At 40.5% G+C, this 25,335-nt stretch carries 24 protein-coding genes; 11 read left to right on the top strand and 13 right to left on the bottom strand.

Annotated elements, in window-relative coordinates:
• Positions 1 to 159: 159 nt before the first annotated feature.
• Entirely contained in the window at positions 160 to 1,107 is a 948-nt protein-coding gene (locus IC612_RS08750) for a hydrogen peroxide-inducible genes activator (protein ID WP_194739807.1), read from the bottom strand.
• A 121-nt stretch (positions 1,108 to 1,228) separates the two neighbouring features.
• On the opposite strand from IC612_RS08750, the gene IC612_RS08745 reads away from it, so the two are divergent.
• From IC612_RS08745 to IC612_RS08730, 4 genes are read left to right on the top strand one after another with little or no spacing between them, the layout of a single operon-like run.
• Positions 1,229 to 1,993 (top strand): enoyl-CoA hydratase-related protein, encoded by a 765-nt coding sequence (locus tag IC612_RS08745; RefSeq protein ID WP_194739806.1) that lies wholly within the window; start codon positions 1,229 to 1,231, stop codon positions 1,991 to 1,993.
• A 4-nt stretch (positions 1,994 to 1,997) separates the two neighbouring features.
• Positions 1,998 to 2,438, top strand: a complete 441-nt coding sequence (locus tag IC612_RS08740) for a deoxycytidylate deaminase (protein ID WP_194739805.1) — start codon at positions 1,998 to 2,000, stop codon at positions 2,436 to 2,438.
• A 7-nt stretch (positions 2,439 to 2,445) separates the two neighbouring features.
• The gene (locus IC612_RS08735) at positions 2,446 to 3,351 is read left to right on the top strand and encodes a tyrosine recombinase (protein ID WP_194739804.1); all 906 of its coding nucleotides are present in this window, start codon (positions 2,446 to 2,448) and stop codon (positions 3,349 to 3,351) included.
• A complete protein-coding gene (locus IC612_RS08730) occupies positions 3,348 to 3,860 on the top strand; it encodes an NUDIX hydrolase (RefSeq protein WP_194739803.1) in 513 nt (170 codons plus the stop codon). The genes IC612_RS08735 and IC612_RS08730 overlap by 4 nt, the downstream gene beginning before the upstream one ends.
• On the opposite strand, the gene IC612_RS08725 is transcribed toward IC612_RS08730, so the two are convergent.
• The 8 genes from IC612_RS08725 to IC612_RS08690 form a co-directional block, all read right to left on the bottom strand.
• Entirely contained in the window at positions 3,857 to 4,318 is a 462-nt protein-coding gene (locus IC612_RS08725; protein WP_228512946.1) for a heme-binding domain-containing protein, read from the bottom strand. The two genes, IC612_RS08730 and IC612_RS08725, sit on opposite strands and share 4 nt — an antisense overlap.
• Positions 4,299 to 5,987 carry an Ig-like domain-containing protein gene (locus IC612_RS08720; protein WP_194739802.1) on the bottom strand — a complete coding sequence of 563 codons (1,689 nt, stop codon included), beginning with the start codon at positions 5,985 to 5,987 and terminating at the stop codon, positions 4,299 to 4,301. The genes IC612_RS08725 and IC612_RS08720 overlap by 20 nt, the downstream gene beginning before the upstream one ends.
• Before the next feature lie 31 nt (positions 5,988 to 6,018).
• Positions 6,019 to 7,272: a serine hydrolase domain-containing protein gene (locus tag IC612_RS08715; protein ID WP_194739801.1), complete on the bottom strand. Its 1,254-nt coding sequence runs from the start codon at positions 7,270 to 7,272 to the stop codon at positions 6,019 to 6,021.
• A 74-nt stretch (positions 7,273 to 7,346) separates the two neighbouring features.
• Complete coding sequence (locus IC612_RS08710; protein ID WP_194739800.1) at positions 7,347 to 8,276, bottom strand: NAD(P)-dependent oxidoreductase; 930 nt, start codon at positions 8,274 to 8,276, stop codon at positions 7,347 to 7,349.
• Between the two features lies 1 nt (position 8,277).
• The gene (locus IC612_RS08705) at positions 8,278 to 8,793 is read right to left on the bottom strand and encodes an acyl-CoA thioesterase (RefSeq protein ID WP_194739799.1); all 516 of its coding nucleotides are present in this window, start codon (positions 8,791 to 8,793) and stop codon (positions 8,278 to 8,280) included.
• A gap of 60 nt (positions 8,794 to 8,853) precedes the next feature.
• Positions 8,854 to 9,426 carry a hypothetical protein gene (locus IC612_RS08700; protein WP_194739798.1) on the bottom strand — a complete coding sequence of 191 codons (573 nt, stop codon included), beginning with the start codon at positions 9,424 to 9,426 and terminating at the stop codon, positions 8,854 to 8,856.
• A 75-nt stretch (positions 9,427 to 9,501) separates the two neighbouring features.
• Positions 9,502 to 11,607: a TonB-dependent receptor gene (locus IC612_RS08695; RefSeq protein ID WP_194739797.1), complete on the bottom strand. Its 2,106-nt coding sequence runs from the start codon at positions 11,605 to 11,607 to the stop codon at positions 9,502 to 9,504.
• 167 nt (positions 11,608 to 11,774) lie between these two features.
• Positions 11,775 to 12,473, bottom strand: a complete 699-nt coding sequence (locus tag IC612_RS08690) for a WG repeat-containing protein (protein ID WP_194739796.1) — start codon at positions 12,471 to 12,473, stop codon at positions 11,775 to 11,777.
• Between the two features lie 214 nt (positions 12,474 to 12,687).
• Here IC612_RS08690 and IC612_RS08685 point away from each other — a divergent pair, with 214 nt between their 5' ends.
• Complete coding sequence (locus tag IC612_RS08685; RefSeq protein ID WP_194739795.1) at positions 12,688 to 14,958, top strand: aconitate hydratase; 2,271 nt, start codon at positions 12,688 to 12,690, stop codon at positions 14,956 to 14,958.
• A 34-nt stretch (positions 14,959 to 14,992) separates the two neighbouring features.
• On the opposite strand, the gene IC612_RS08680 is transcribed toward IC612_RS08685, so the two are convergent.
• The 4 genes from IC612_RS08680 to IC612_RS08665 are packed head-to-tail and all read right to left on the bottom strand — an operon-like array spanning position 14,993 to position 17,611.
• Positions 14,993 to 15,712 carry an RluA family pseudouridine synthase gene (locus tag IC612_RS08680; protein ID WP_194739794.1) on the bottom strand — a complete coding sequence of 240 codons (720 nt, stop codon included), beginning with the start codon at positions 15,710 to 15,712 and terminating at the stop codon, positions 14,993 to 14,995.
• Between the two features lie 17 nt (positions 15,713 to 15,729).
• A complete protein-coding gene (locus IC612_RS08675) occupies positions 15,730 to 16,059 on the bottom strand; it encodes a hypothetical protein (RefSeq protein WP_194739793.1) in 330 nt (109 codons plus the stop codon).
• Positions 16,060 to 16,875 (bottom strand): 3-methyl-2-oxobutanoate hydroxymethyltransferase, encoded by an 816-nt coding sequence (panB, locus tag IC612_RS08670; RefSeq protein ID WP_194739792.1) that lies wholly within the window; start codon positions 16,873 to 16,875, stop codon positions 16,060 to 16,062.
• A 22-nt stretch (positions 16,876 to 16,897) separates the two neighbouring features.
• Positions 16,898 to 17,611 (bottom strand): Crp/Fnr family transcriptional regulator, encoded by a 714-nt coding sequence (locus IC612_RS08665; protein ID WP_194739791.1) that lies wholly within the window; start codon positions 17,609 to 17,611, stop codon positions 16,898 to 16,900.
• A 91-nt stretch (positions 17,612 to 17,702) separates the two neighbouring features.
• Here IC612_RS08665 and IC612_RS08660 point away from each other — a divergent pair, with 91 nt between their 5' ends.
• From IC612_RS08660 to ccoG, 6 genes are all read left to right on the top strand, one after another.
• Positions 17,703 to 20,090: a heavy metal translocating P-type ATPase gene (locus tag IC612_RS08660; RefSeq protein WP_194739790.1), complete on the top strand. Its 2,388-nt coding sequence runs from the start codon at positions 17,703 to 17,705 to the stop codon at positions 20,088 to 20,090.
• A 112-nt stretch (positions 20,091 to 20,202) separates the two neighbouring features.
• Positions 20,203 to 20,424 carry a cbb3-type cytochrome oxidase assembly protein CcoS gene (gene ccoS / locus IC612_RS08655; RefSeq protein ID WP_194739789.1) on the top strand — a complete coding sequence of 74 codons (222 nt, stop codon included), beginning with the start codon at positions 20,203 to 20,205 and terminating at the stop codon, positions 20,422 to 20,424.
• A gap of 13 nt (positions 20,425 to 20,437) precedes the next feature.
• A complete protein-coding gene (gene ccoN, locus IC612_RS08650) occupies positions 20,438 to 22,693 on the top strand; it encodes a cytochrome-c oxidase, cbb3-type subunit I (RefSeq protein WP_194739788.1) in 2,256 nt (751 codons plus the stop codon).
• Between the two features lie 19 nt (positions 22,694 to 22,712).
• Positions 22,713 to 22,904 carry a cbb3-type cytochrome oxidase subunit 3 gene (locus tag IC612_RS08645; RefSeq protein ID WP_194739787.1) on the top strand — a complete coding sequence of 64 codons (192 nt, stop codon included), beginning with the start codon at positions 22,713 to 22,715 and terminating at the stop codon, positions 22,902 to 22,904.
• Positions 22,905 to 22,911: 7 nt separating this feature from the next.
• Positions 22,912 to 23,790 carry a cbb3-type cytochrome c oxidase N-terminal domain-containing protein gene (locus IC612_RS08640; protein WP_194739786.1) on the top strand — a complete coding sequence of 293 codons (879 nt, stop codon included), beginning with the start codon at positions 22,912 to 22,914 and terminating at the stop codon, positions 23,788 to 23,790.
• 84 nt (positions 23,791 to 23,874) lie between these two features.
• Positions 23,875 to 25,332 carry a cytochrome c oxidase accessory protein CcoG gene (gene ccoG, locus IC612_RS08635; RefSeq protein ID WP_194739785.1) on the top strand — a complete coding sequence of 486 codons (1,458 nt, stop codon included), beginning with the start codon at positions 23,875 to 23,877 and terminating at the stop codon, positions 25,330 to 25,332.
• The last annotated feature ends 3 nt before the right edge of the window (positions 25,333 to 25,335 follow it).

Below are 25,335 nucleotides of genomic sequence, written 5' to 3'. Positions count from 1 at the left end.
ATTTGATATTAAAAATTCGCTTGGAAAGTTCAGAAAATAAACTAAAAGAGAAGTTTGGTTTTTAGCATTTTTTACTGAGGTTGCAATCAGCACAAATTTTTCCTCGCAATTTAGATTGCAAATTTACTATCTATTTTCTTTCCCGCAAAATAAGCCGAACTATTGGGGCTTAATACTGATGTAATCATCCGGAGCCGTATGATAGCCCAGTTTTTTATGTACGGAATTCTGAATAGCACGAATTAACTCATCAATCATTTTCTGCTTGTAGGTGGGCTTGTAGTAAATTATACTAATTTCTCTATAGGGGAAAGGTTTACGAAACCGTTGTATTTTTTGCAACTGTGGCTCGGAGAGTTGTGTTTTGGCAAGCTCTGGAACTATAGAAATACCTCCAACTCTATCCACCATCTGCACTAAGGTATTTATATTGGAAGCTCTAAAGTCCAGATTTTTTGGCTTCAGCACATTTTCCTTCAACTGACAGATATTTTCAAATTGTGTCCGTAAGCAGTTACCTTCTTCTAATAGCCAGACCTTTTCTACGTCTACATCTTGAGGTATTACATATTTGTCCCCAGATACGTTGTTTTCACTGCTGTACAGCATCAATTCTTCATTGAAGAGAAAATCCTGATAAAACTCGCTGGCACCATCGTACGGTGTCGAGATGATCCCTGCGTCCAATTCACCACTCTTAAGTGCTTTGAGAATTGACTCTGTGGTCATTTCTTTGACATTCATCTCCACTTTGGGATTCTCACTCAAAAAAGCAAAAATTTCTACGGGTAGGATATAGGTAGCAACTGTAGGAATAATACCTAATGTTAATTTACCGCCAAGCACATTATTGAGTAGATCAGCTTTATTCCTGAGTTCATTGACTGCATCTATAATTTTTTTCGCTTGAAGAATAATTTCCGCACCCACATCGGTGGTACGGATTGGATGGGTGGTTCTATCAAACACTTTCACATCCAGTTCATCTTCAAATTTCTGGATCATTGCGGACAGGGTGGGTTGTGTGATAAAACATGCCTGAGCCGCTTTTCCAAAGTGTCGAAACTTATCCACAGCAATAAGATATTCCAGTTGTTGAATGTTCATGTGATTAGTTTTATCTATCACAAATATAAGGCTTTCAATGATATGCTAATACTATTTCCCACGCTGCAATGCGCAGAATTGCTTAAATTGCAACTTATTCAAATTTTTAACCCCTTTAACTATGTATCAAGATCTACTGTTTGAAATCAAAGGCAGAATTGCAGTTATAACTATCAATAAACCAGCAAGCCTTAATGCATTGAATAAATATGTTATAACTGAACTGAGCGAAGCGCTCACTGCAGCTAATAACGACGAGCAGATACGAGTTATAATACTGACGGGCTCAGGAGAAAAAGCATTTGTAGCAGGAGCAGATATTAAGGAATTTGCAGATTTTGATTCCCAGCAAGCAGAGAGCCTTGCAAGAGAGGGACAAAATAAACTTTTCAATAAGGTGGAAAATCTTTCCAAACCTGTCATCGCTGCAATCAATGGTTTTGCATTGGGAGGAGGTTTAGAATTGGCAATGAGCTGCCATTTGCGTTTTGCCTCCACCAATGCCCGGCTGGGATTACCAGAAGTAACCTTAGGCCTCATTCCAGGGTACGGTGGCACTCAAAGACTACCTCAGCTAGTTGGTAAAGGAATCGCCAACGAACTTATATTTTCTGCAGAAATGGTGTCCGCCGAGCGTGCATACGAAATTGGTTTGGTAAACCGCGTCTATGATTCTGAAGAATTGCTAGATAAAACCATAGAATTTGCGGAGAAGATTGCTAGGAATTCACCACTGGCTATTGCGCGAGCAATTGAGGCCGTCAATTGCTCGAATAGTCGTGAGGGTTTTGATAAGGAAATACGCTTTTTCGGGGAGCTTTTCGAGCTGAAAGACAAGCAGGAAGGGGTAGCTGCTTTTCTAGAGAAGAGAAAACCAAATTTTTAGTACTGTGGAAGATCATCAGTATAATAAATTCGACCTGGCTTATTTAAAAATGGCTTTAGAGTGGGCAAAGCTGTCGTATTGTCGGCGCAAACAGGTGGGAGCCCTAATAGTCAAAGACCGGATGATAATTTCGGACGGCTATAATGGAACCCCCTCGGGCTCAATTAATGAATGTGAAGATAACGCTGGTAACACCCATTGGTATGTTCTTCACGCAGAAGCAAACGCCATCCTCAAACTATCCAGTTCGACGCAATCGGCTAAAGGTGCAACTTTATACATTACCTTATCTCCGTGTAAAGAGTGCAGTAAACTTATTCTGCAATCGGGTATTTCTCGATTAGTGTATATAGATGCCTATTCGGACAATGAAGGTATCAATTTCCTTACTTCTCATAATGTGGAAGTTTTACAGATTCCTCGTTCCGTACTAATGCCTGAGTAAATATGCAATGGATTTTCAACTTCATTTAGTTGGTTTTAAAAACTATCTGCTTCTGGAAAAGCAGGTTGCAGCCAATACCGCCGCTGCCTATTTAAGCGATGTTAAGATCCTAAGTGAGATTGCCACTCTTTTGGAATTAGATATTAGTAAAGCAACCTCTGAGCATCTTCACGAATGCCTTTATATTCTATCTAAAAGGAATATTAATGAGCGTTCTCAGGCCAGGTGGATCTCCTCAGTTAAGGCATTCTATAGATATTTGCTTGATGAGAATATTCGTGCTGACGACCCCACTTTGCTATTGGAAAGCCCAAAACTTGGCTTGTATCTACCTGATACTCTGAGTACAGAAGAAATCGACAGGATAGTGGCGGTGTCAGATAACACTGCCCTGGGTAAACGCAATCAAGCAATAATAGAAGTGTTATATGGTTGCGGACTTCGGGTAAGCGAACTTACCAATCTCAGACTCTCAGATATTAATTTTAAAGAACTTTTTCTACGGATTAAGGGAAAAGGGGATAAAACCCGGCTAGTACCTTTGGCAAGTTATACTGCAGAGATTCTTTCGCGCTATATTCAGGGAGTGAGAAATACGTTTGCTCTCCAAGATGGTCACCAGGATTTTGTATTTATCAACATTCGGGGGAGAAAGCTTACCAGAGTCATGGTATTTATAATAATTAAAAAATTAGCAGCAGCTGCAGGCATATCCAAAACCATTTCACCCCATACTTTCCGCCATAGTTATGCAACCCATCTACTGGAGAACGGAGCGGATTTGCGGTATATCCAAGAAATGTTAGGCCATTCCAGTATCACCACAACCGAGATTTATACCCATTTAAAAACGGAAGCACTCCACACTGCTATACTTGAATACCACCCCAGAAACAAAGCAAAGAGTTTATGAACGAATTAACATACTGTCCCCAATGCGGGAAATCGGGTCTTAGATACGAAGAATCAAAAAAGTGGAGTTGTACAGCCTGTGGGTTTGTTCTTTATAACAACTGCGCATCGGCAGTAGCAGTCGTTCTACAGCACAGAAAAGACATACTCCTTACAAGACGTAAAAACAAACCTGGAATGGGCCTTTTAGACCTTCCCGGAGGATTCTCGGATCCGATGGAAACTGCTGAACAGACCTGTAAAAGAGAAATTTGGGAAGAGTTGCAAATAGATCTTAATCCAGATTCTCTGTGCTATTTAGGCTCTAGGCCGAATAAATACCTGTTTAAAGCCATTGAGTACAGTACAATGGATCTTTTTTTTAGGTATGATCTGCTCGAAAAACCCAAATTTTTAATGTGTAGCGAAGAACTGTCGGAAGTGGTCTGGGTACCACTAAAGGAATTAGACCTAAACGAATTAGCGTTTGAATCTCAGCGCAACTTTCTAAAGCAATACACTTTGGCTTAATACTGATGTTCTTCAAGCATTTCTTTAAAAAAAGAAGACAGAGCCTTCCTTTGCTCCATATTTAAACGAGCCTCAGGGTGCTGCGCAATGTAGCCAGGTACCGGCATTTTCTTCTCCTCTACCATTTCTGCGGCCCGCTTTAAAATATCTTTCTTCTGATCGCTATTGTACAGGCCCCAAGTAGAGAAATTCAGGTTTTCCCTCGCTTTCTGTACATTATGTGCAATAGACCAAGATATCGGAGCAATCTTTGCCACAGGAGGATATTTGGTTTCAAACGAATGGCAGTCGTAGCAGCTCTTCTCAATAATCTGTCGTACCGAGGCAGGCGTCTTCTGAAGATCCATGAAATTCACCGTTTTATCCACCGGAGGATTGCTCTGGTCTACGGGAATTAACTGGATAAGCAGCACACCCGCCGCCACATACCCCAGTACTTTAATCCAGGTCTTCATCATTATTGCTATTTGAACCTAACTCTGTTGCAGGCATTTGTGTTGTATTGCTTTGTACATCCCAGTACTCTCTATTCTCCCACAGCGGTCTTATTTCCAGCTTCTTAGGGAAAACCACTACCCGTTCTGCACGCTCCAGCGTGTTTATATTGGCTAAATCCCAGAATCCATTTTCATTTTCATCAATTAAAATTCTTAGACTGTAAATTCCTGGACTTATATTCTCAAAACTAAATGTAGTACCGGGTTCTTTAATATTTGTCACCACTGCTTGTTTTTCATCGAGCAACTGCATCCAAAACGGCTTATCAGGTAGGTTAGCCAGCTGCACTACAAGTGTTCCGTAGTTTTCTTTCCTATCTACAGTGAAATTAAATTCATAGGCCTTGTCATTGTTGGTATAATACGAAAATACACTTTGCCTTGGAACACTAAGTGTGTATTTTTTATTCTGCTCAAACGGAGCTTCAATTTCAAATTTAAAAGGATTGCCTTCTAGTATTCTTGCGTTAAATTCCAGATTAAGCGTACTGTCCTGCTGTAATTTCCAATTTTGAGTTTGTAAGGACGTGACTGGAAAATTGCTTTCAAAGAGCATTTTAGAGGAAGGTCTTACTACTGCGCCGCTTACGTTGGACAGCGTCATATTTTCATCTGCTATCTTCCGATAAAAGACCGAAGCGTCGCCCGATTTGTCTTCAGCCACATACTTGAATTTAATATTTTCACTCTGCGTTATACCTATTCCTAGGGCGTCGGCATCAAAATATACTCTCGCAGTATCCGAGTGCTTTCTGTGCAGGATTTTAAAATCATTTACTTTGGAATTATCGGTCGTAATCTCAATTTGTTCGGGATTACCTTCAAAAATTAATTCGACTCCACCTGCTATGGTTTTTGTCTCTACATACCGTACAGGTTTAGAACTAGGGAATAGTTCAATGGGCAAAGACGAAATACTGCTGTCCAAATCAATGATATATTCCGGAAATCCCACACTTTCTTTACCAGGGTCCACCACAGAATTCTGGTTTTCATCATTAAAAGCCACAAGTCTGTACTGGCCGGGAGAAAGATAGTTTAGTTCAAAATATCCTTGCTCATCTGCCTTCGCAATATAATAAGGTTTCTTCCTGAAATCTAGACTATCCTCTGCCTTATAAAGACCTACTACGAAATTATTTTTGGAACCCTCAAGCAACTCTCTTTCTGTGGGTTTGGGCTTCATGCCATCAAAAATATCTCCGGTTATATACAGTTCATCCAATTTAGGACCTGTAGAAAAAGCAAATGTAAAATACGGCAGCACATTACCCTCATTTAAGTCCGCTATTGCATTTCCAAAATTAAAGTTATAGGTGGTGTTTTCCTGTAGGTCCCCTTCCCACTGAACTAGTACAGTTTTGCTTCCCAGCATAGTTGGAAGCACTTTTTTAAGCTTTATAGGTGGCGAAATAGTGAGGTTTCTAGAAACATCCTTTAAAGTTACATACTCATCAAAATCAAGTCTTAACTCCCCAATCGAGCGGCCTATGTTGGTGCGGGTAGTATCAATATTACTACCTGTAAATACGGGTGGTATTGTATCCTTTGCACCCCCGACAGGAGAACCAACCCGTGCACAGGAAAACAGAACAAACAGACACAGTACTAACCCAAGATAACCCTTCATTTACCTATTTTGTTCAAATTTACAGAATTTATCATTCCCCCGAAGGAATTTGCGCTATGTCCTGTCCACTGGAATCAATTGTTTTGTACAGTTTATCCACTTCATAGGGAAAGTTCTCAAAAAGAGCACTTAGAGCTAGCGATGAATAAATGCGTTGGGAGTATTTGTTACCAATCGCTATTATTGTAACCTTGGAGGATCGCAGATGAGCAAAGACAGAATTGCTTCCGTGCCACCAACCATTATGATAAGTAAGCTTGCTTTGGGGATCGTACACTTTCATTCGAAAGCCCAACCCATAGTTATTGATGCCTGGCCTTTCATTACTATAAGGCATAAATACCTGCTTCATCAGTGATGATTCCAAAAAATCAGGGGAATACATCGCCCTGGAGAAATTCAAAAGATTACGAGGTGTTGTGAAAATGTTTTTATCACCGTAGATCAGATCCAAACGGTCGTAAGGATATATCGAGGGACCTCGTGCGAAAAATGATTTGGCTGCCTTGTCCATCAAATGTTCTTCCAGAACATACGTATTATTCATACCGAGTGGAATAAATACCATTTGCTTCATAGCTTCCGGATAACTCTCTCCGGTCACTCTTTCTAATACCAAAGCCAAAAGGGCATAATTGGTATTACAATACATAAAGCCTGTATCTGGCTTACGCGGCATCTCGGGCTTATACCGGATCATTAGGGAAAGTATATCCTCATTGGTCAAGTACTTTTTATTAAGTTCTGGGGAAGCAGGATCAATTTTTTCTAGAAAGTACTCATACTTCGGCAATCCACTTCTTTGGTTAAGCAACTGTTTTATTGTTACTTGAGGATAGGGAAAGCCTTTTAAAATGCTATCTACGGTCTGATCAAGCTGTAATTTACCCGATTCAACCAATTTAAGGACGGCCATAGCTGTTAATGTCTTACTTACTGAAGCTACGTGCAACGCTGTCTCTGGACCTATTGGCCCAATCTCTTTATCCTGACTAAATCCCCTATAACTCTCATATAGGATGGCATCTCCCTTCGCAACTAAAAATCCTCCCCATAAATTGCCTTTCTCCCATACTTGCTGGTAGTAATTATCGATTACCGACACCACCTGATTCTTGCCTTTTATCCGGTTATCTTTATCAGTAAAAACTTCCTCCAGTTGCACATTGCCAAAATTCGGAAGGGAGGTATGTGCGCTTTCTGTAAGTGTGGCAGAGCTTTTATTACATGACAAAACACATAACCCCAAAAGTACCGAGGCTATAATTTTAGATTCCCATTTCATTCACTTTACACTAAAAATCCTTGCAATTTACAAGTTTATTCGTGTTGAGAGAATCTAAGAAATCATAATTGTTGTTAAGAAAAGGTTTTAAGAATTTTATCAACGATAATTTGCGCCAATCGTTCTTTGCTCTGTACAGACCAGCCAGCGATGTGCGGGGTAAGCAGCACATTTTCTGCATTTAGCAAGAATTCCATTTCACTGGGCATTTGGTCAAGTTGTTCGAAGGATGCGGTTTCATACTCAAGAACATCCAGGGATGCGCCTAGTATTTTGTTTGTTTTGAGGGCCGCCACCAATGCACCAGTATCTACATTCTTTCCCCGGGCGGTATTAACTAAATAAAAAGGATGATACATACAGCTAATGAACTTCTCATCCACCAGGTACAATGTGTCGGTAGTTAATGGCACGTGTAAAGACACAATGTGCGCATTCTGTTGCAGGGTAGCAAGATCCACCTGCGTCGCATAACTGTCCCCCACACCCTCTTTAATATCGTAACATAGCACCCGCAAACCTAGTCCAGCAAACCTTTTGGCTGTAGCCTTCCCCATATTCCCGTACCCGATGATACCTAAGGTCTTTCCAAGTAGTTCATCGCCTCTGTTTTCCTCCCGAAGCCATAACCCCTTTTTAATCTGTTGCGCTGAGGAGGCGAGTTTCTTGGTAATAGTCAAAAGACTTCCCAATACATGTTCAGCAACCGCATCTCTGTTTCCTTCGGGACTGTTTATTAACACTATTCCCTTTTTCTCTGCGTACGCAACATCGATATTTTCCATTCCAGCTCCGACCCTTGCTATGAATCTCAAATTAATTGCCGCATCTAATAAGGTTCTGTCTATAGGCACCCTGCTTCTTAGAATGAGGCCTTGGTAGCTTGCAATTTTGGAAAGTAAAGCCGTATGATCCGAAATAAAATCTTCTTCTACGTGATGTCCATGCGCTTCAAGCTGCTGTTTTATAAGTGAATGGTTCGTATCAATTTGAAGTATCCGCATTTTACTGGCAAAATAGTTTTTTTAATTCCACGGATTCCTGTGGTTTCATCCTACCGGAAAGAATAAGAGATAATTCTCTACGGCGAAAAGCCGCTTTAAACCGCTCAATTTCTAGGTCGCTCTCAGGTTCCATTTGAGGAATGGGCACAGGCTTATTGAATTCATCTACTGCCACGAATGTATAGATGCCTTCATTGGTGTGGATTTTTTTTCCTGCTATGGGATCATCCAGCCATACATCTACGTAGATTTCCATAGAAGTAGAAAAAGCGCGTGAAACTTTCGACTCCAAAACCACAATTCCGCCCTCAGGTATAGGATGATTAAAAGAAACGTGATTGACCGAAGCAGTCACTACCCGTCGTTCACAATGGCGGGCTGCTGAAATAGAGGCACAACGATCCATTTTTGCAAGCAATTCTCCCCCAAAAAGATTACGCAATGAATTTGTCTCGTTAGGTAATACGATATTGGTCATTATTGTCAGAGAGTCTGAAGCCGTTTTTATTTTCGCCATGATATAGTTTATTAATTGGTACTAGAAAATAGTGAACTGTCTGACCTTCCAGCTCGGTAGTTATTTAGTCAGATTGTTATCGAACACTGTGGCACTTCCCAATACCAGTTCTCTAAGTTCCGGAATAAAGAAGACCGCTAAAGAAAACAATAGCAAGATTAAAAGTCCCCACCAAAGGTAGGTGGGATAATAGGGTTTTTGCGAAGTTTTACCTCGTTTCAGCTTTTGAAGACTAATCTCCTGGAGTCCATAAAGATCGGACCGCAATGAATCCACCCGCACGCCTTTAAATACATGCGAATTTTCTTCTAAATATAAAGCTCCCAAGGGCGTCATATCAATGCGGGTTTCTCCTTCTTGTATTTGGTTTTTCCAAAACTGTGCAAGTTTATCAACCTCTAGGGCAACTTGCTGACGATGCTGGTGGTTTCTTGTTGCAATGTACGATATCAATTCCTCCTCCCAAACTGTATAATCAATCTCCAAATCTACCTTATACGAAGGGGGTAACAAGCTCTCTTCCTTCTTAAGTAGAACCGCCTCAGCGCGGGACAAGCGAAATAAACCAAAACCCGGGAGTGCAACTTTCTCAGAATGTTTGAGCAGTTCTAATATAGAGTCAGTAATTTTCATGCACTGCAAATTTAGAACATTAGTGGGAATAGTCCCCCAAACTTTCTAGACTCAAAGGTGTTTTTCTTTCCTACTTTATTTAAAATTAACTGCAACACCTAATAGGAAATTCCGTCCTGCTTGAGCAAAATAGTAGGGTTCTCCATCGTACACGTATCCGTTGTTCACATATTTTTGATCAAAAATATTATTTAGCAAAACGTTTATTTCAAGTCCAATTTTATTGAGTTCCACTTCATAACCCGCCATAAAATCATTTAAAAGATAGGCATCAGTCGTAAGCGCATCGTTCCCTGTATTATCTAGGTATTGTTTTCCAACATACTGATTAGAAAGTGAGAATCGAAACTGATGGTTGGGCTTATAGGTTACCTTTAGGTTAGCCATTGATTCGGGTGAAAATGCTATTGGTGTTCTTCCCAAGTCGGCTATTTCGGATTGTTCTTCCGATTTGAAATCGACATTGATATTACGACTAAATGTGGCATTGGCTAAAAACTCCCATTTTTCAGTTAAACTAAACCTGGAAGAAATCTCAAGACCTTGCCGGAAGGAACGTCCGGAATTTGTTCTTATAAATTCTCCAATATCATTAATAGCTCCGGATAAGACCAGTTGATCCTTATAGAACATATGAAATACGTTCGCCGCAAAAATTAGTGAGCTGTTCATTCTGCCCTCAATCCCTAATTCGAAGTCATGCAGTTTTTCAGCCCTAGTCGTGGGATCAGAGAGCAGGTCATCTCGGTTGGGTTCACGCATAGCCTTTGCATAAGATAAATACAACCTGCCTATGCCCAATTGGTAACTTACCCCAAATTTAGGATTAAAAAAAGTCCAATAACTATTGATATTTCCTCCCTCACCGTCTCCTTCTAAATCAATTCTTGTGGAATAGTCAATCGTTCGGACTTGCAAGTCTCCAAACCACGAGAATTTATCAGAATGGAAAATGGATTTCATATATCCTGAAACTTCATTTTTCAACGAGTAATTTCGGTAATACTCATATTCAGAAATTTCAGGCACAAAAACGTCGTTAACCCTACCGTAGTGCCAACCACTGTACTGGTTTGCCACCAAACCAAGCTGTAGTTCTACATTGGAAAATGAGGCATTGGCATTGGAAACTATACCGTAAAAATTATTGTCTAGCCATTTTTTACGAATGAAGTCTGAAGACCCTGCATAATCCGTTAAATTATACTTGGAATAATCTGCGTCCTGTTTGTAGTTTTCATAATACCCCTTTCCTCGGGTATGGTGAAGAGTTGTCTCAATGTTCCACTGGTCCGATAACAACTGTTTCCATGTAAGATGGGTGTGATTTTGCCTGTAATTATCTGTTTCATTAGAGTAGAAGTCCACAATGTTCTCCCACGCATCATCGTAAATAGCACCGGCACTGTTAAAACGAGGATTGTCCTCCCATGTTTGTCTATCTACCCCATTCCACGCTTGATACGTTTTTTCCTTTCCACCAAATACCATGAGTCGCACCAAGGTTTTGTTGTGCTTATACATGCTTGTGAGGTTATAAGAATTTAAATTAGAGGACGCCCGTTCTATATAACCGTCGGATTGAATCTTGCTGAATCGTCCCATTACAGAAAACCGCTTTTTAAAAAATGTGCCCGAGCCAATTTCTAATGCATACTTTTGGGTATTGAATGATCCCAAAGAGTTCTCACCACGCACATAGGGCGCAGGGGAAGGGTCTTTGGTGAGAATATTAACACTCGCTCCAAACGCAGCTACTCCATTGGTTGAGGTGCCGACTCCACGCTGAATTACTATCTGTCCCGCCGAGCTAGTTAAATCGGGCACATTCACGAAAAACGTTCCTTGAGATTCAGAGTCATTATACGGTACACCATTTAGCATCACATTTATGGAACCTGGTGAAACTCCCCTAATTCTAAGCGACGTGTATCCTATCCCGTTACCTGCATCTGAAGTGGCAACTACTGAAGTTTGGTTTTTTAGTAAAACCGGTAGGTCCTGGCCCAGGTTTTTATCCTGCAAATCTGCGGAAACATTAAGAACTTCTTTGGTTACTGGTAACCGACGGGTAAATTCAATGGCCTCAATTCGGCCTTCCCCCATTGAGATCGAATCCCCTGAAACTTGTGAAAAAACTAGCGGCCCAGCAATGAGCCCAGAAATAAAAAATCCTTTCATTCTTATAAATTGTTTTTAATTTAACGGAATAAAAGGGGTCAAAAAGATATACGGAAACTTAATTCCTGATTCCCTAAACAGCATTACCTGTTCGAGGTTCATCGGGTATAATCTCAGCCGCTTTACGCAGCACCCCTTTAATTTGATTACAAAAATAGGAAATTAATTTAGTATTTACGATTATGCACGTCTACAAAAAAATATTCTTTTGCATCAAGACTCACTTCGAATAGACCTCCTAATTTCCAAGCGTAATTGCGTTTAATGTCGTCATAGAGGAAAGGGATGACAATCTTGCCCTCTATAGTAATAACCCCAAATTTGTTATCCTTTACGGCTATAAGCATAGGATTATCTAAATCATCTCCTTCTAAAACATGTAGATATTGGAACTGGGGATAAATTACGTACTGACGGTAGTCTGTTTCATCAAAAAAAGTTGCCTTTTCTACGAGTCCGTAAAAGCCATTTCTAACAAAAGAAAAAAACCTTTGTTCCTTAAACACTAAGGGACATAATCCTAAATCCTCTTTGTTATATAAATAAAGCAGTGTTCCATTTTGGTCTATTCTATAATCTTTACCTTCAAAACGAACCGTAGCATACTTAGAGGTTCCGTACTTTCTTACTTCTGGATTTATTGAATGTAACAAAGTACAGTCTTCAGCAAAGAAACTAACATGGGAAAAGCGAGCCTTTATTGTTTTAACGCCATCTCTATGAACATAGCCGAATTTATTACCAATACGTTTAGGTATCCAATCGGCAACAGACCTAATTTTGACAGTGTCTGCTATGAAGTGACCCGGTGTAGGCCCGAGCTCTGTTTGAAAAGACGCTTTCAGCCCCTGCGAAGTCAGTGACACTATAGAAAACAAAAATAAGAATAGTTTGAACGTGTTCCTCATTTGCTGCTTGGTGTAGCAAATATACAGCCAATTTTTTCCAAATGACTGCTAGTGTATAGAAACGAACCATTTTATTTATACGAAATCTAAATAATTGGGATTCCACAAGGCCCCATTTTTTTTCGTAATTTTGAAGATTAAAATTTTTACGATAATTCAAATACTTATAGATATGACTTTTGACATTGATATGATCAAAAAAGTGTACGAGAAGTATCCTGAGCGAGTGGCGGCGGCTAGATCGGCAGTAGGAAAACCTCTTACACTATCAGAGAAAATCCTTTACACGCACCTTTGGCAAGGAAATGCCACTGAAGCTTATGAGAGAGGTAACTCTTATGTGGATTTTGCCCCGGATAGAGTAGCCATGCAGGATGCAACTGCGCAAATGGCTTTATTGCAATTTATGCAAGCTGGCAAAGCCAAAGTTGCGGTTCCTTCAACGGCTCATGCCGACCATTTAATTCAGGCAAAAGTTGGCGCTGAAAGGGATTTACAAGAATCTATCAATAAAAACTCTGAAGTATTTAATTTCTTAAGCTCTGTATGTGATAAATACGGAATTGGCTTCTGGAAGCCAGGAGCAGGTATTATCCACCAGGTAGTTCTTGAGAATTATGCATTTCCCGGCGGAATGATGATTGGTACGGATTCGCATACTGTAAATGCGGGTGGACTTGGAATGGTTGCCATTGGTGTCGGAGGAGCGGACGCAGTAGATGTGATGGCCGGAATGGCATGGGAACTAAAAATGCCAAAGTTGATTGGTGTAAAGTTAACAGGAAAACTCAACGGATGGACAAGTGCCAAAGATGTTATCCTCAAGGTAGCCGGAATTTTAACGGTGAAAGGAGGAACAGGGTGTATTGTCGAATATTTCGGTGAAGGCGCTACATCAATGAGCGCGACAGGTAAAGGTACGATATGTAATATGGGTGCAGAGATTGGGGCTACAACCTCAACCTTTGGTTACGACGATTCTATGCGAAGATATTTGGCTGCGACAGGCAGACAAGATGTAGTGGCTGCTGCCGACCAGATCGCTGAGCACCTTACAGCGGATCCTGAAGTGTACGCCAATCCAGAACTATACTTCGATCAGGTAATAGAAATTAATCTCTCTGAGCTTACCCCACATCTTAATGGTCCTTTTACTCCAGATTTAGCTACACCTGTAGCGGAATTTAAAGAAAAGGCTGAGCTTAACGGATGGCCTTTAGATGTAGAATGGGCGTTGATAGGATCTTGTACTAATTCTTCTTACGAGGATCTTTCCCGTGCTGCTTCCATAGTAGAAGACGCAGTTTCGAAAGGTGTGAAACCAAAAGCTATCTTGGGAATCAATCCAGGTTCGGAGCAAGTCAAATATACTGCCGAACGTGACGGACTTTTGGATTCGTTTAGAAAATTTGAAAATGCACGTATATTCACCAATGCTTGTGGACCATGTATTGGTCAGTGGGATAGAGAAGGCGCGGAAAAAGGAGAAAAAAATTCTATAATACATTCTTTTAACCGAAATTTTGCAAAAAGGGCAGACGGGAACCCAAATACGCATGCTTTTGTGGCATCACCAGAAATGGTTGCAGCGGTAGCCATATCCGGGCGCTTGGACTTTAACCCTATAACCGACAGTCTAACAAATGCCCAAGGCGAACAGGTACACCTAAATGAACCCAATGGTTTTGAGTTGCCTCCACGCGGTTTTGACGTTGGAGACAATGGATACCAAGCTCCTTCACAAGACGGCTCTTCCGTTCAAGTACTGGTGGATCCTAATTCAGACAGACTACAGTTACTCGAACCATTTTCAGCTTGGAATGGAGAAAACATTTCCGGCGCAAGACTATTAATAAAGGCATTTGGCAAATGTACCACAGACCATATTTCTATGGCTGGACCATGGTTAAAATACCGAGGCCACTTAGATAACATTTCTAACAATATGCTTATCGGAGCGGTCAATGCCTTCAATATGGAGACCAATAAAGTTAAAAATCAACTTACCGGTCAGTTTGATGAGGTGCCTAATGTAGCAAGAGCATACAAAGCCGCTGGCATACCATCCATTGTAGTAGGTGATGAGAATTACGGTGAGGGATCTTCAAGGGAACATGCAGCAATGGAACCAAGACATTTAGGGGTCAAGGCTGTGTTGGTTAAGTCTTTTGCAAGAATTCACGAAACCAATCTTAAAAAGCAGGGTATGCTAGGTCTTACTTTTGCAGATAAAGCCGACTACGATAAGATTAGAGAAGACGATATTTTTAATTTCTTAGATCTTGATCAATTTGCGCCGGGCCGTCCTCTTACACTAGAAATAGTACATTCGGACGGAACCAAAGATATCATTATAGCCAACCACACCTATAACGATCAGCAAATCGGATGGTTTAGAGCTGGTTCAGCACTTAACCTGATTGCAATGGAAGCAAATAAATAAAAGCAACTAGTTTCAGATATAGCTCAGTCAATTTTTATTGACTGAGCTTTTTTTGTGCTTTTACTACATTCCATAACACTTCATTGGGCAGTGCACCAGTAACGCTAATTGTAGTTTTGTTAACTGGGTGAGTAAACTCTAGAGCGCGCGCGTGAAGCGAAATACCTCCGTCAGGATTGGAACGTGAAGCACCGTATTTTAGATCTCCCTTTATGGGCACACCGGTTTTAGAAAGCTGCGCACGAATCTGATGATGGCGCCCAGTGAATAATTCTATTTCTAGGAGGCTATAGTTATCAAGATCCATCAGCTTAGTATAGTGTAGTCGCGCCTCCTTGGCTCCCGAAGTAGGCCGGGGAAAAACTACGCTCTTATTGGTTTTTTCATTTTTCTGCAAGTAATGAACAAGTGTAGCACTTGGTGCCAGGTCGGCTTTTTCCACTAGCGCCCAATACACTTTCTTTATCTCTCGGTCTTTGACCATCACGGTCAGTCGCGAAAGGGCTTTGGAGGTTTTTGCATAGATAACCAGTCCACTGGTGGGCCGGTCAATGCGATGAACCAAACCTAGAAAAACATTGCCTGACTTTTGATTCCGCGTCTTAATATAGGATTTGATGTGGTCAAGTAAGGACAAATCCCCTGTCTTATCCCCCTGCACAAGCTGACCCACCTTTTTATTAATTATAATTATGTGGTTGTCTTCGTATGCAATCTGCTCTGGATCAAAATTTTGGTGATTATTCGGGGCCATACTGCCGGTAAATTATGCTACGAACGTCTTTGAACGCGTGGCCTGTTAAAAAGAGAAATGATTACACCGGCAAAGAGACCAATAGTTTTAAGGATTGCCAAAGGACTATCTTCAGGAAAAAAAACCCCGACGATGCTAAGAACTGCTGCAGCATACATAGGATAAATAAATTTTTTATTGGTAAGGATTGGTGCCATAAGGGCGAAGCTTAGTCCAATCATTACATAAAACAGCTTGTGGTAAAGGAAATTGTTTATTTCCGGACTAAAAAATTGGAACCAACCTGCCAATAAGCATACTAACGCGCCCACTGAGACAATGGCTTGCAGTGTTTGAATATTTTTCATTTAATAACTTTCATTTTCATTTGGAAAATCTCCCGATTTTACATCGGAAACGTATTTGGATACGGCTCCACTAATCTCGTTATATAGATCCAGATACCGTCTAAGAAACTTAGGAGAAAATCCTTGATTCATTCCTACCATGTCGTGGTACACTAGAACTTGTCCGTCACAGCCAGCACCAGCGCCTATTCCTATTGTCGGGATGGATAGAGACTTTGAAACCTGAGTGGCCAAGTCTGCGGGTATTTTCTCCAATACTAAGGCAAAACATCCTAGCTCTTCTACTAGTTTTGCATCTTTGAGAAGTCTATCTGCCTCCTGCTGCTCTTTGGCCCGTACCTTATAGGTGCCAAATTGGTAAATGGACTGCGGCGTTAAACCCAAATGCGCCATTACGGGAATTCCTGCATTCACAATCTTTCTTATGCTGTCTGCAATTTCCTCTCCTCCTTCAATCTTTATAGCATGTGCTCCTCCCTCCTTCATCATACGTACCGCGGAATCCAATGCTTTATCTGGATTACTCTGATAGGTTCCAAAAGGCAGATCCGCCACCACCAGTGCACGTTCCACTCCACGCACCACACATTGTGTGTGGTAGATCATTTGGTCTAATGTAATGGGCAGTGTTGTTTCGTGCCCTGCCATCACATTTGCAGCAGAATCACCCACCAGTATGGAATCCACGCCTCCGGCATCGACCATTTTAGCAGTGGTATAATCGTAGGCAGTAAGCATCGTAATACGTTCTTTATCGAACTTCAGCTTACGCAAGGTCTCCGTTGTAACCTTTTTAATTTCAGAATGAACAGACATAATAACAGGTTATCTATCAGCGTTACATCACCACGTGACCTAACTTTATTAGTTTCTCGTGGTTGAGGATTTTAATATTTCGTCCCTCGGTTTCAATTAATTCGTCGTGTTTAAATTCCGAAATCAACCTAATGGCGCTTTCCGTAGCGGTTCCAATTAGATTGGCAATTTCCTCTCTGGTCAAGGATATTCTTATAAATCCTTCGGGATCTGTACCTAATTTTTGCTCTAAAAGCAAAAGAACTTCGGCCAATCGCTCTCGAACTGTCTTTTGAGCAAGATAAGTGATTGTATTGGACGATTCTCCAAGCTCATAAGCAAACTTCTGAAGCATTGCAAAGGAAAGCTTGGGATCCACCTCTAGCATGTGTAAAAAAACGTCGCCTGGCACAAAAACCGCTTGAATATCGGACATTGCTTCCGCCTTTGCCTGGAAGTTTTCCCCTATCAGGAGGGAACGGTAACCCACTAAATCTCCATCTTTAATAAATCGAAGAATTTGGTCTTTTCCGTATACACCAGACTTAGAGAGTTTAACCGTACCTTTTTCGATGAAATAAACTCCATTAGGATTTTCATCTTCTGCGAATACTAATTCTCCTTTACGGATATGAACCGTTTTCTTCGCATCCATATACTTCTTAAAATCCTCTTCTGATAACATTTCCTTAAAAGAAACTTCATTGAAAACACTCAAAAAATTTTTTTCTATAAGTTCCTGTTTTTCTGCTGACATACCTATGATATTTATCAGCAAAAATAGACTATTTTGCCCTGAAGGGCAAAGTTTTTTGTTATATTTTTGCAGGTCAAGTCCTTATAAGAACGTGAGTGAAAACTGCTATCATTGTGGCCAAGAAATTCAAAAGGAGCGCATCACCTTCCAAGAAAAGTTATTTTGTTGTGTTGGGTGCAAATCCGTGTTTGAAATTCTAAATTCCAATGACTTAAGCAAATTTTACGAGCTAAATAAAAAATCGGGTATCCGCCCCGAAACTTCTGGAGAAGATTTTAGCTACTTAGATACTGCGGAGATATTCTCAAAAGTTACCGATTTTAGCGAAGGCACCACCACTTTGGTGACATTTAAGATCCCGGTCATTCACTGCTCTTCCTGTATCTGGCTTTTAGAAAGTCTTCATGACTTAAGTCCACACATACACTATTCCCAAGTTCATTTTACGAAGAAAACACTACAGGTTTCTTTTGATTCGCAAAAATTCAAATTAAGTGAATTAGCCACTTTACTTTCTTCCCTTGGGTATAAGCCGGTAATAAACCTGGAAACGGCAGATAAGAAAGAAGTGGTACTGGACAAGACTTTACTTATTAAATTGGCTGTGGCAGGTTTTGCATTTGGAAACGGAATGTTTTTTAGTTTTCCGGAATATGCAGAAATTATACTGGGCACTTCCGACTATTGGATGGAGCAGTACAAACATCTATTTCGGTTTATAATGTTCCTTCTTGCAACCCCGGTCGTATTCTATTCCGCTTCGGATTACTTTAAATCCGCGCTTTACGGACTTAAGAATAGGGTGGTAAATATTGATGTCCCAATTGTTTTGGGAATCTTGGTACTGTACTTGCGAAGTATCTACGAAGTCCTTACTGATTATGGTCCTGGGTATTTTGATACTTTATGTGGACTTTTATTTTTCATGCTGCTTGGCAAGGTGTTTCAGAAAAGGACCTACAGTGCGCTTTCCTACGACCGTGATTATAAATCATTCTACCCGATCGCTGTAACTAAGCTTTTGGACGGAGGAGTTCAGAAAAACATACTGTTATCTGAACTACAATTAGGCGATCGCATTATGGTGCGGAACCAGGAAATCATTCCGGTGGATACCATATTGATCAGTGGCCAGGGAAACATAGACAATAGCTTCATTACCGGTGAAAGCTCCACTATTACCAAGAGCCCAGGAGATAAAATTTTTGCTGGAGGCAAGCAAGTGGGGTCTGTCCTTGAATTGGAAGTGATAAAAAATGTCGACCAAAGCTATTTAACACAGCTCTGGAATAAGGAAGCGTTCAAAAAGCACGAACATGGACTGGACAATTTAACCAATAAAATCAGCAAGTACTTTACATTTGTAATTCTTTTAATCACTTTGACCGCTGGGGTGTACTGGTATCGGATCGACCAAGAACAAATGTTTCAGGTAATTTCCGCGGTTCTCATTGTGGCCTGTCCGTGCGCACTCGCACTCTCTGCACCGTTTACTTTTGGCCATATTATGCGTATTCTTGGAAGAAACGAGTTTTACGTGAAAGACACGCTAACTATCGAAAAAATGGCTGAAATTGACACCATTGTATTTGATAAGACCGGTACTTTAACCGAAAACAAAAGATCGAAGATCCGGTACGAAGGGGAACCATTAACCAGTCAGGACTTGATCAATCTAAAGTCTTTACTAAAGAACAGCAACCATCCATTATCAAAAATGCTCTACAGTGAGATAGAGGAAACAGACCTCTATTTTGAAGTAGAAAACTTTAGTGATTATCCCGGCCAAGGATACGAGGGAACCGTCCGGGGACAGCATTACAAGATAGGCTCCGCACGATACAGTAGTCAGGACAAAATAAACCTGGAAACCGCTGTTTATATTTCTAAAAACGACAAATTTGTAGGGAAATATATATTCAAAAACGAATACAGGAAAAATTTGAATAAACTTTCTCAAGAACTTTCCTCCTACCAACTACATGTTTTAAGTGGGGACAATGAATCCGAAAAAAAGCAACTTCAGGAACTCTTCCCTAGCTTGGTTAATATGGCTTTTAATCAGGATCCTGAGAGCAAGTTGAATTATATACGAAAATTACAAAAGGAAGGCAAGAAAGTCATGATGCTCGGAGACGGGCTTAATGATGCTGGAGCACTTAAGCAAAGTGATTTGGGGGTTGCTGTTGCGGACGACAGTAATGCATTTACTCCTGCTTCGGACATAATTATGAGCGGGAAGAAAGTAACACATTTACACAAATACCTCCATTTAGGTCATGATTCTATTTCGATCGTAAGAATAACCTTTGCAATCAGCTTACTTTACAACGTTATTGGAATTTCGGTGGCGGTTATGGGTTACATGTCCCCTTTAGTTGCCGCTATCTTAATGCCGATAAGCTCGATTACAGTAGTTGCTTTTACTACTTTGGCAACCTGGGTTCGAAGTACAAAATATTTCAAGCTGTATCGATAGTAAACGCATCCTATTTAGAAGGGTTTTAAATTAACGTTTTTTAACGTGAAGTGACTTATATCATTATTTTTCCATAAATTTGAGAACTCGAAAATTTTAAATTTGCCATCCTATGGATATACTCTATTTAATGATAATTTGCAGTGTATCTTTAGCGGTCATTTTTTTAATAGTTTTTATTATTAATGCTCGCAAAGGCCAATTTGAGGACGATGAATCGCCGGCAGTACGAATATTATTTGACGACGGTGTAAAAGACGAGAAAACCGTACAAGCCACAGAAGAAACTCAGGAAACGCGAAGCCGGGACAAAGAAAACGAAAGAACAGAATAAAGTATTAGTTTATATGGAAACACAAAAGTTTAGTTATGACAATAGCATCGTGCGTGCATTCTTATATGCTACCGTTATTTTCGGTATCATAGGTTTTACGTTCGGTCTTACTGCTGCATTAATGCTTTTTTACCCGGAACTTCCTGAGTTTTTCTTAGGAACAGACGACCCGACTATTAAGAGTTTGGCGGCCGGAAATATTGAAGGATTAATAAACTCACAGGGAGCCTTCGGATTCGGTAGAATTCGTATGTTGCATACATCTGCAGTGGTATTTGCTTTTGTGGGTAACTGTATATTTGCTGGAGCTTACTACTCACTACAACGTCTACTAAAAGCCAGAATGTATAGTGATGCTATCTCATGGGCGCACTTCTGGACGTGGCAAATCATGATTGTAGCTGTAGTGATTACCTTCTTTATGGGTATAAACACTTCCAAAGAATACGCAGAACATGAGTGGCCAATCGATATCCTAATTACTATTTCATGGGTTCTTTTTGGTATCAACATGTTTGGAACTATTGCTAAGAGAAGAGTACGCCATTTATACGTTGCCATTTGGTTCTATATAGGAACGTGGATTGCCGTAGCAATGCTACATATTTTCAATAACCTGGAAGTTCCATTAACCATGTGGAAATCATACAGTGCGTATGCGGGAGTAAAGGATGCTTTAGTTCAGTGGTGGTATGGGCACAATGCAGTAGCATTTTTCCTTACTACACCTGTTCTTGGACTTATGTACTACTTTCTTCCTAAGGCTGCTGACAGACCTGTATTTTCCTATAAATTATCGATCATTCACTTTTGGTCATTAATATTTGTATATATCTGGGCAGGTCCGCACCATTTACAATATACGGCACTACCAGCATGGGCTCAGGCTCTTGGAACTGGTTTCTCAATCATGCTAATCGCTCCATCTTGGGGAGGTATGCTTAATGGACTTCTAACGCTAAGAGGTGCATGGGATAAGGTTCGCGAAGATCCAATCCTTAAGTTTTTTGTTGTGGCTATTACCTGCTACGGTATGGCAACATTCGAAGGGCCGCTCTTAGCGACAAAAACGTTAAATAAAATCGGCCATTATACGGACTGGGTAATTGGTCACGTTCATCTAGGTGCTTTAGGTTGGAATGGCTTTATAGCGTTTGGTATGATCTACTACATGCTACCAATAATGTGGAGAACCAAACTTTGGTCTACTAAATTAGCAAACTGGCATTTCTGGTTGGGCACGCTAGGTATCATCTTCTATGCGGTACCACTTTACATCGCTGGATTTACTCAAGGCCTAATGTGGAAACAGTTTAATCCGGACGGCACATTGGTTTGGAAGAACTGGCTGGACACAGTTACGGCCATTATCCCTTACTATATCATGCGTTTTGTTGGAGGTTCACTCTATATTACAGGGGCTATCCTTATGGCAATAAACGTGGTTGCGACTGTGAGAAAAGGATCATTCCAAAAAGACCTGCCTGCAGAAGCTCCTGCTCTAGCTAATATTAGTAATTCCAGAAAGGAAGGAGAGGGAACGCACTTGTGGTTAGAAAGAATGCCGGTTCTACTATCTATATTGGCATTCATTGCGGTGGCAATTGGAGGTGCCGTGCAAATCATTCCTACCTTAACGGTTAAGGAGAATGTACCTACTATCTCTGCAGTTAAACCATATACACCGCTCGAACTAGAAGGTAGAGATCTATACATTAGAGAAGGATGTAATTCCTGCCACTCACAAATGATCAGACCATTTCGTGACGAAGTTGTTCGCTTCAATGGAAAGAATGGACAATATTCTAAAGCCGGTGAATTTGTATACGACAGGCCATTCCTTTGGGGCTCTAAAAGAACTGGACCGGACCTTCACAGACAGGGAGGAAAAAACCCTTCGTCATGGCACTATAAGCACATGTACAACCCCCGTTCTACATCTGCTGGTTCCATCATGCCGCGGTATCCTTGGCTGATAGCAAATGATCTGGACCGCTCCCAAATGGCAAACAAGTTAACTTTAATGAAGGATGTATTTGATGTTCCTTATACACAGGCACAAATTGATACTGCGGATGTATGGGCAGACAACCAAGCCAAGTTTATTGTTAACCAGATATTCTCAGAAGCGGCGGATTTAAAACAAGCATATGCTACCAGACCTGAAGGAGAACTGGAGAAAAAAGAGATTATCGCATTGATAGCTTATTTGCAAAGATTAGGTACAGATATCAAAACAACTGAAGTACAAACAGCAAGTAACGACTAATTAGCAACAATATAAGCTTATGATTCCTCAGAATGTAAAAGATATCGTTTCCAATGAGCAGTTCACCGGTCTATTTCAGACTCTAGCGTTACTGATCTTTATGGTATTTTTTATCGCTGTCATCGTGTATGTTTTCAGCAGACCTAAAAAACATTACGATGAAGCGGCTAATGCACCACTCGAGGATGATGACCAACCATTAAACCCATAACAACATCATGAAAACAAGAACTCCTGTAATTGTTAACATACTGATTATTCTGACCATACTGTTTATCATGTACTACATGTTTGTACAGAATAATTCATTCTTCACCTCTCCGTATTTTTGGGGCACGGTCGCAATTAGTATTATCCTAGCAATGATTCACAATGCTATTGGCGATTTAATTGAGAATCACAAATTCAAGGCATTAAACGAGGAAGAAAAAGCGGCTTACCTACTGGAAAAGAAAAAACCTTTTCTAAAAGCTCTGTGGGACAGCGCTTTCAAGAAGCAGACTGCCAAAGAAGAGAAGGATATGCTTATTGACCATGGTTTTGATGGAATAATGGAATTAGACAACCAATTACCTAAGTGGTGGTTAGGATTATTCTACTTCGGTGTCATCTACTGTATCATTTATGTAGTATCCTACTCATTCACCAATTTCGCTGACCCTATTAAAGAGTACGACGAGGAATACAAGACCCAGCTTGCTGCAATCGACGAATATATGAAAACAGCTCCGCAGGCGACCTTGGAAAATGCAGTGTATTCTAGCGATATGGTAACAGAAGGTGAGGAAATCTTTAAAACAAACTGCGTATCCTGTCATATGGATGGTGGTAAAGGAGGCATTGGACCGAACCTAACCGATAATGCGTGGATTAATCAGCCTGAGTCCACTTTATTCAAAAGCGTTTTTCATGTCGTGTACAACGGCTCTCCAAACAACCCAACCATGGTCGCTTTTGGACAAAATGGGCAATTAACTGGTAACGATATTCAGAAAGTAGCATCTTACATATATCATATTAACCAAGAACAACAACCAATTACACCTGCACAAGGAGGTGCAGCGCCTCAGGGAACCGAAGCAAACTGGGAAAAATAAGTGATATTTTGTAACTTAACTGAAACATAATTCGTTATCATTAACTGATAATAACGAATTATGTTTTTTTAAATTTATAGCAAAATGGCATATCAAGATAAAGACGTCAATTTCCGCGGTGGTCAAGGCCAGGTGGTGGACCCTGAAACATTCCGAGATACTGTAAACACAATGGATCAGAGCGGCAAGCGAAAGTGGGTGTTTCCAAGAAAACCGAAAGGCCGCTATACCAACTACCGTCTCCTTGTTAGCATATTCTTGCTTGCAGTATTTTTTGCTATTCCTTTCTTAAAAATCAACGGCAACCCCTTCCTTCTCCTCAATGTTTTGGATCGGGAGTTTTTCATTTTCGGACAACCGTTTTACCCCCAAGATTTTTTCATCCTGGCTCTGGGTGCCATAGCCTCAATAATATTTATTATTGTTTTCACAGTAGTCTTCGGCCGGATATTTTGCGGGTGGATTTGCCCTCAGACAATTTTTATGGAGATGATCTTTAGAAAAATTGAGTACGCCATCGAGGGAGACAGAAACAGACAAATGCGACTGGACCAGCAGCCCTGGAATGCAGAAAAGATTTGGAAAAGATCGCTCAAGTGGAGTATTTACATAGTTATTTCCCTGATCATTACCCATGTAATGTTTATGTATATCGTGGGTTACGAAAGGGTTTTGGAAATTATGCAAGAAGGACCGTTTGCCCATCCTTCAAACTTTCTTGTAATGATTCTATTTACAGCCGCTTTCTATTTTGTCTTTGCTTGGTTTCGTGAACAGGTATGTACACTTGTCTGCCCCTATGGCAGATTGCAGGGTGTTCTTATTGACAAGCAGACCATTAACGTTTATTACGATTTCAAAAGAGGGGAAAACAGAGCCAAATGGAGAAAGGGAGAAGACAGGCGTGCAGCTGGAAAAGGCGATTGTATAGACTGTAATCAGTGCGTAGTGGTATGCCCTACTGGAATAGACATCCGTAACGGCCAGCAGCTGGAATGTATAAATTGTACCGCTTGTATCGATGCTTGTGATGAGGTTATGATAAAAACCGGTCTACCTCCTGGCTTAATTCGCTATGCAACGGAAGACGAAATTGAACAGGAACGACCGTTTACCTTTACGGGAAAAATGAAAGCCTACACGGTAGTTCTTCTCGTATTAACTGGTTTTCTAGCGTTTCTATTATACAGTAGAGGCGAACTGGAAGCCAAATTTATTAAACCTGCAGGCTCTACATTCTTCGTCAGAGATGGTCAAATTACCAACATATACAATTATACGTTCTTAAATAAAACCAATAAAGACCGCGTGGTGACCATCAAAGTTATCAACCCCGAAAACGGCAAGGTCACGTTCAGTAATACCGACAGAATTAAATTAAAGAAAGACCAGATTTCAAAAGGAACTGTAAATGTCAGTTTCCCGCAAGATGAAATTAAACTCTCCAAGCAAAATGTTACTATTGGTGTATTTGATGAAGACGGAGAAATGTTAGACTCCTTCGAAACCTATTTTGAAGGCCCTTTTAAATTACAATTTTAGATA

This window comes from Planobacterium oryzisoli, assembly GCF_015354315.1.
Classification (GTDB): domain Bacteria; phylum Bacteroidota; class Bacteroidia; order Flavobacteriales; family Weeksellaceae; genus Planobacterium_A; species Planobacterium_A oryzisoli.
This window is presented reverse-complemented; position numbering and strand designations above follow the sequence as displayed.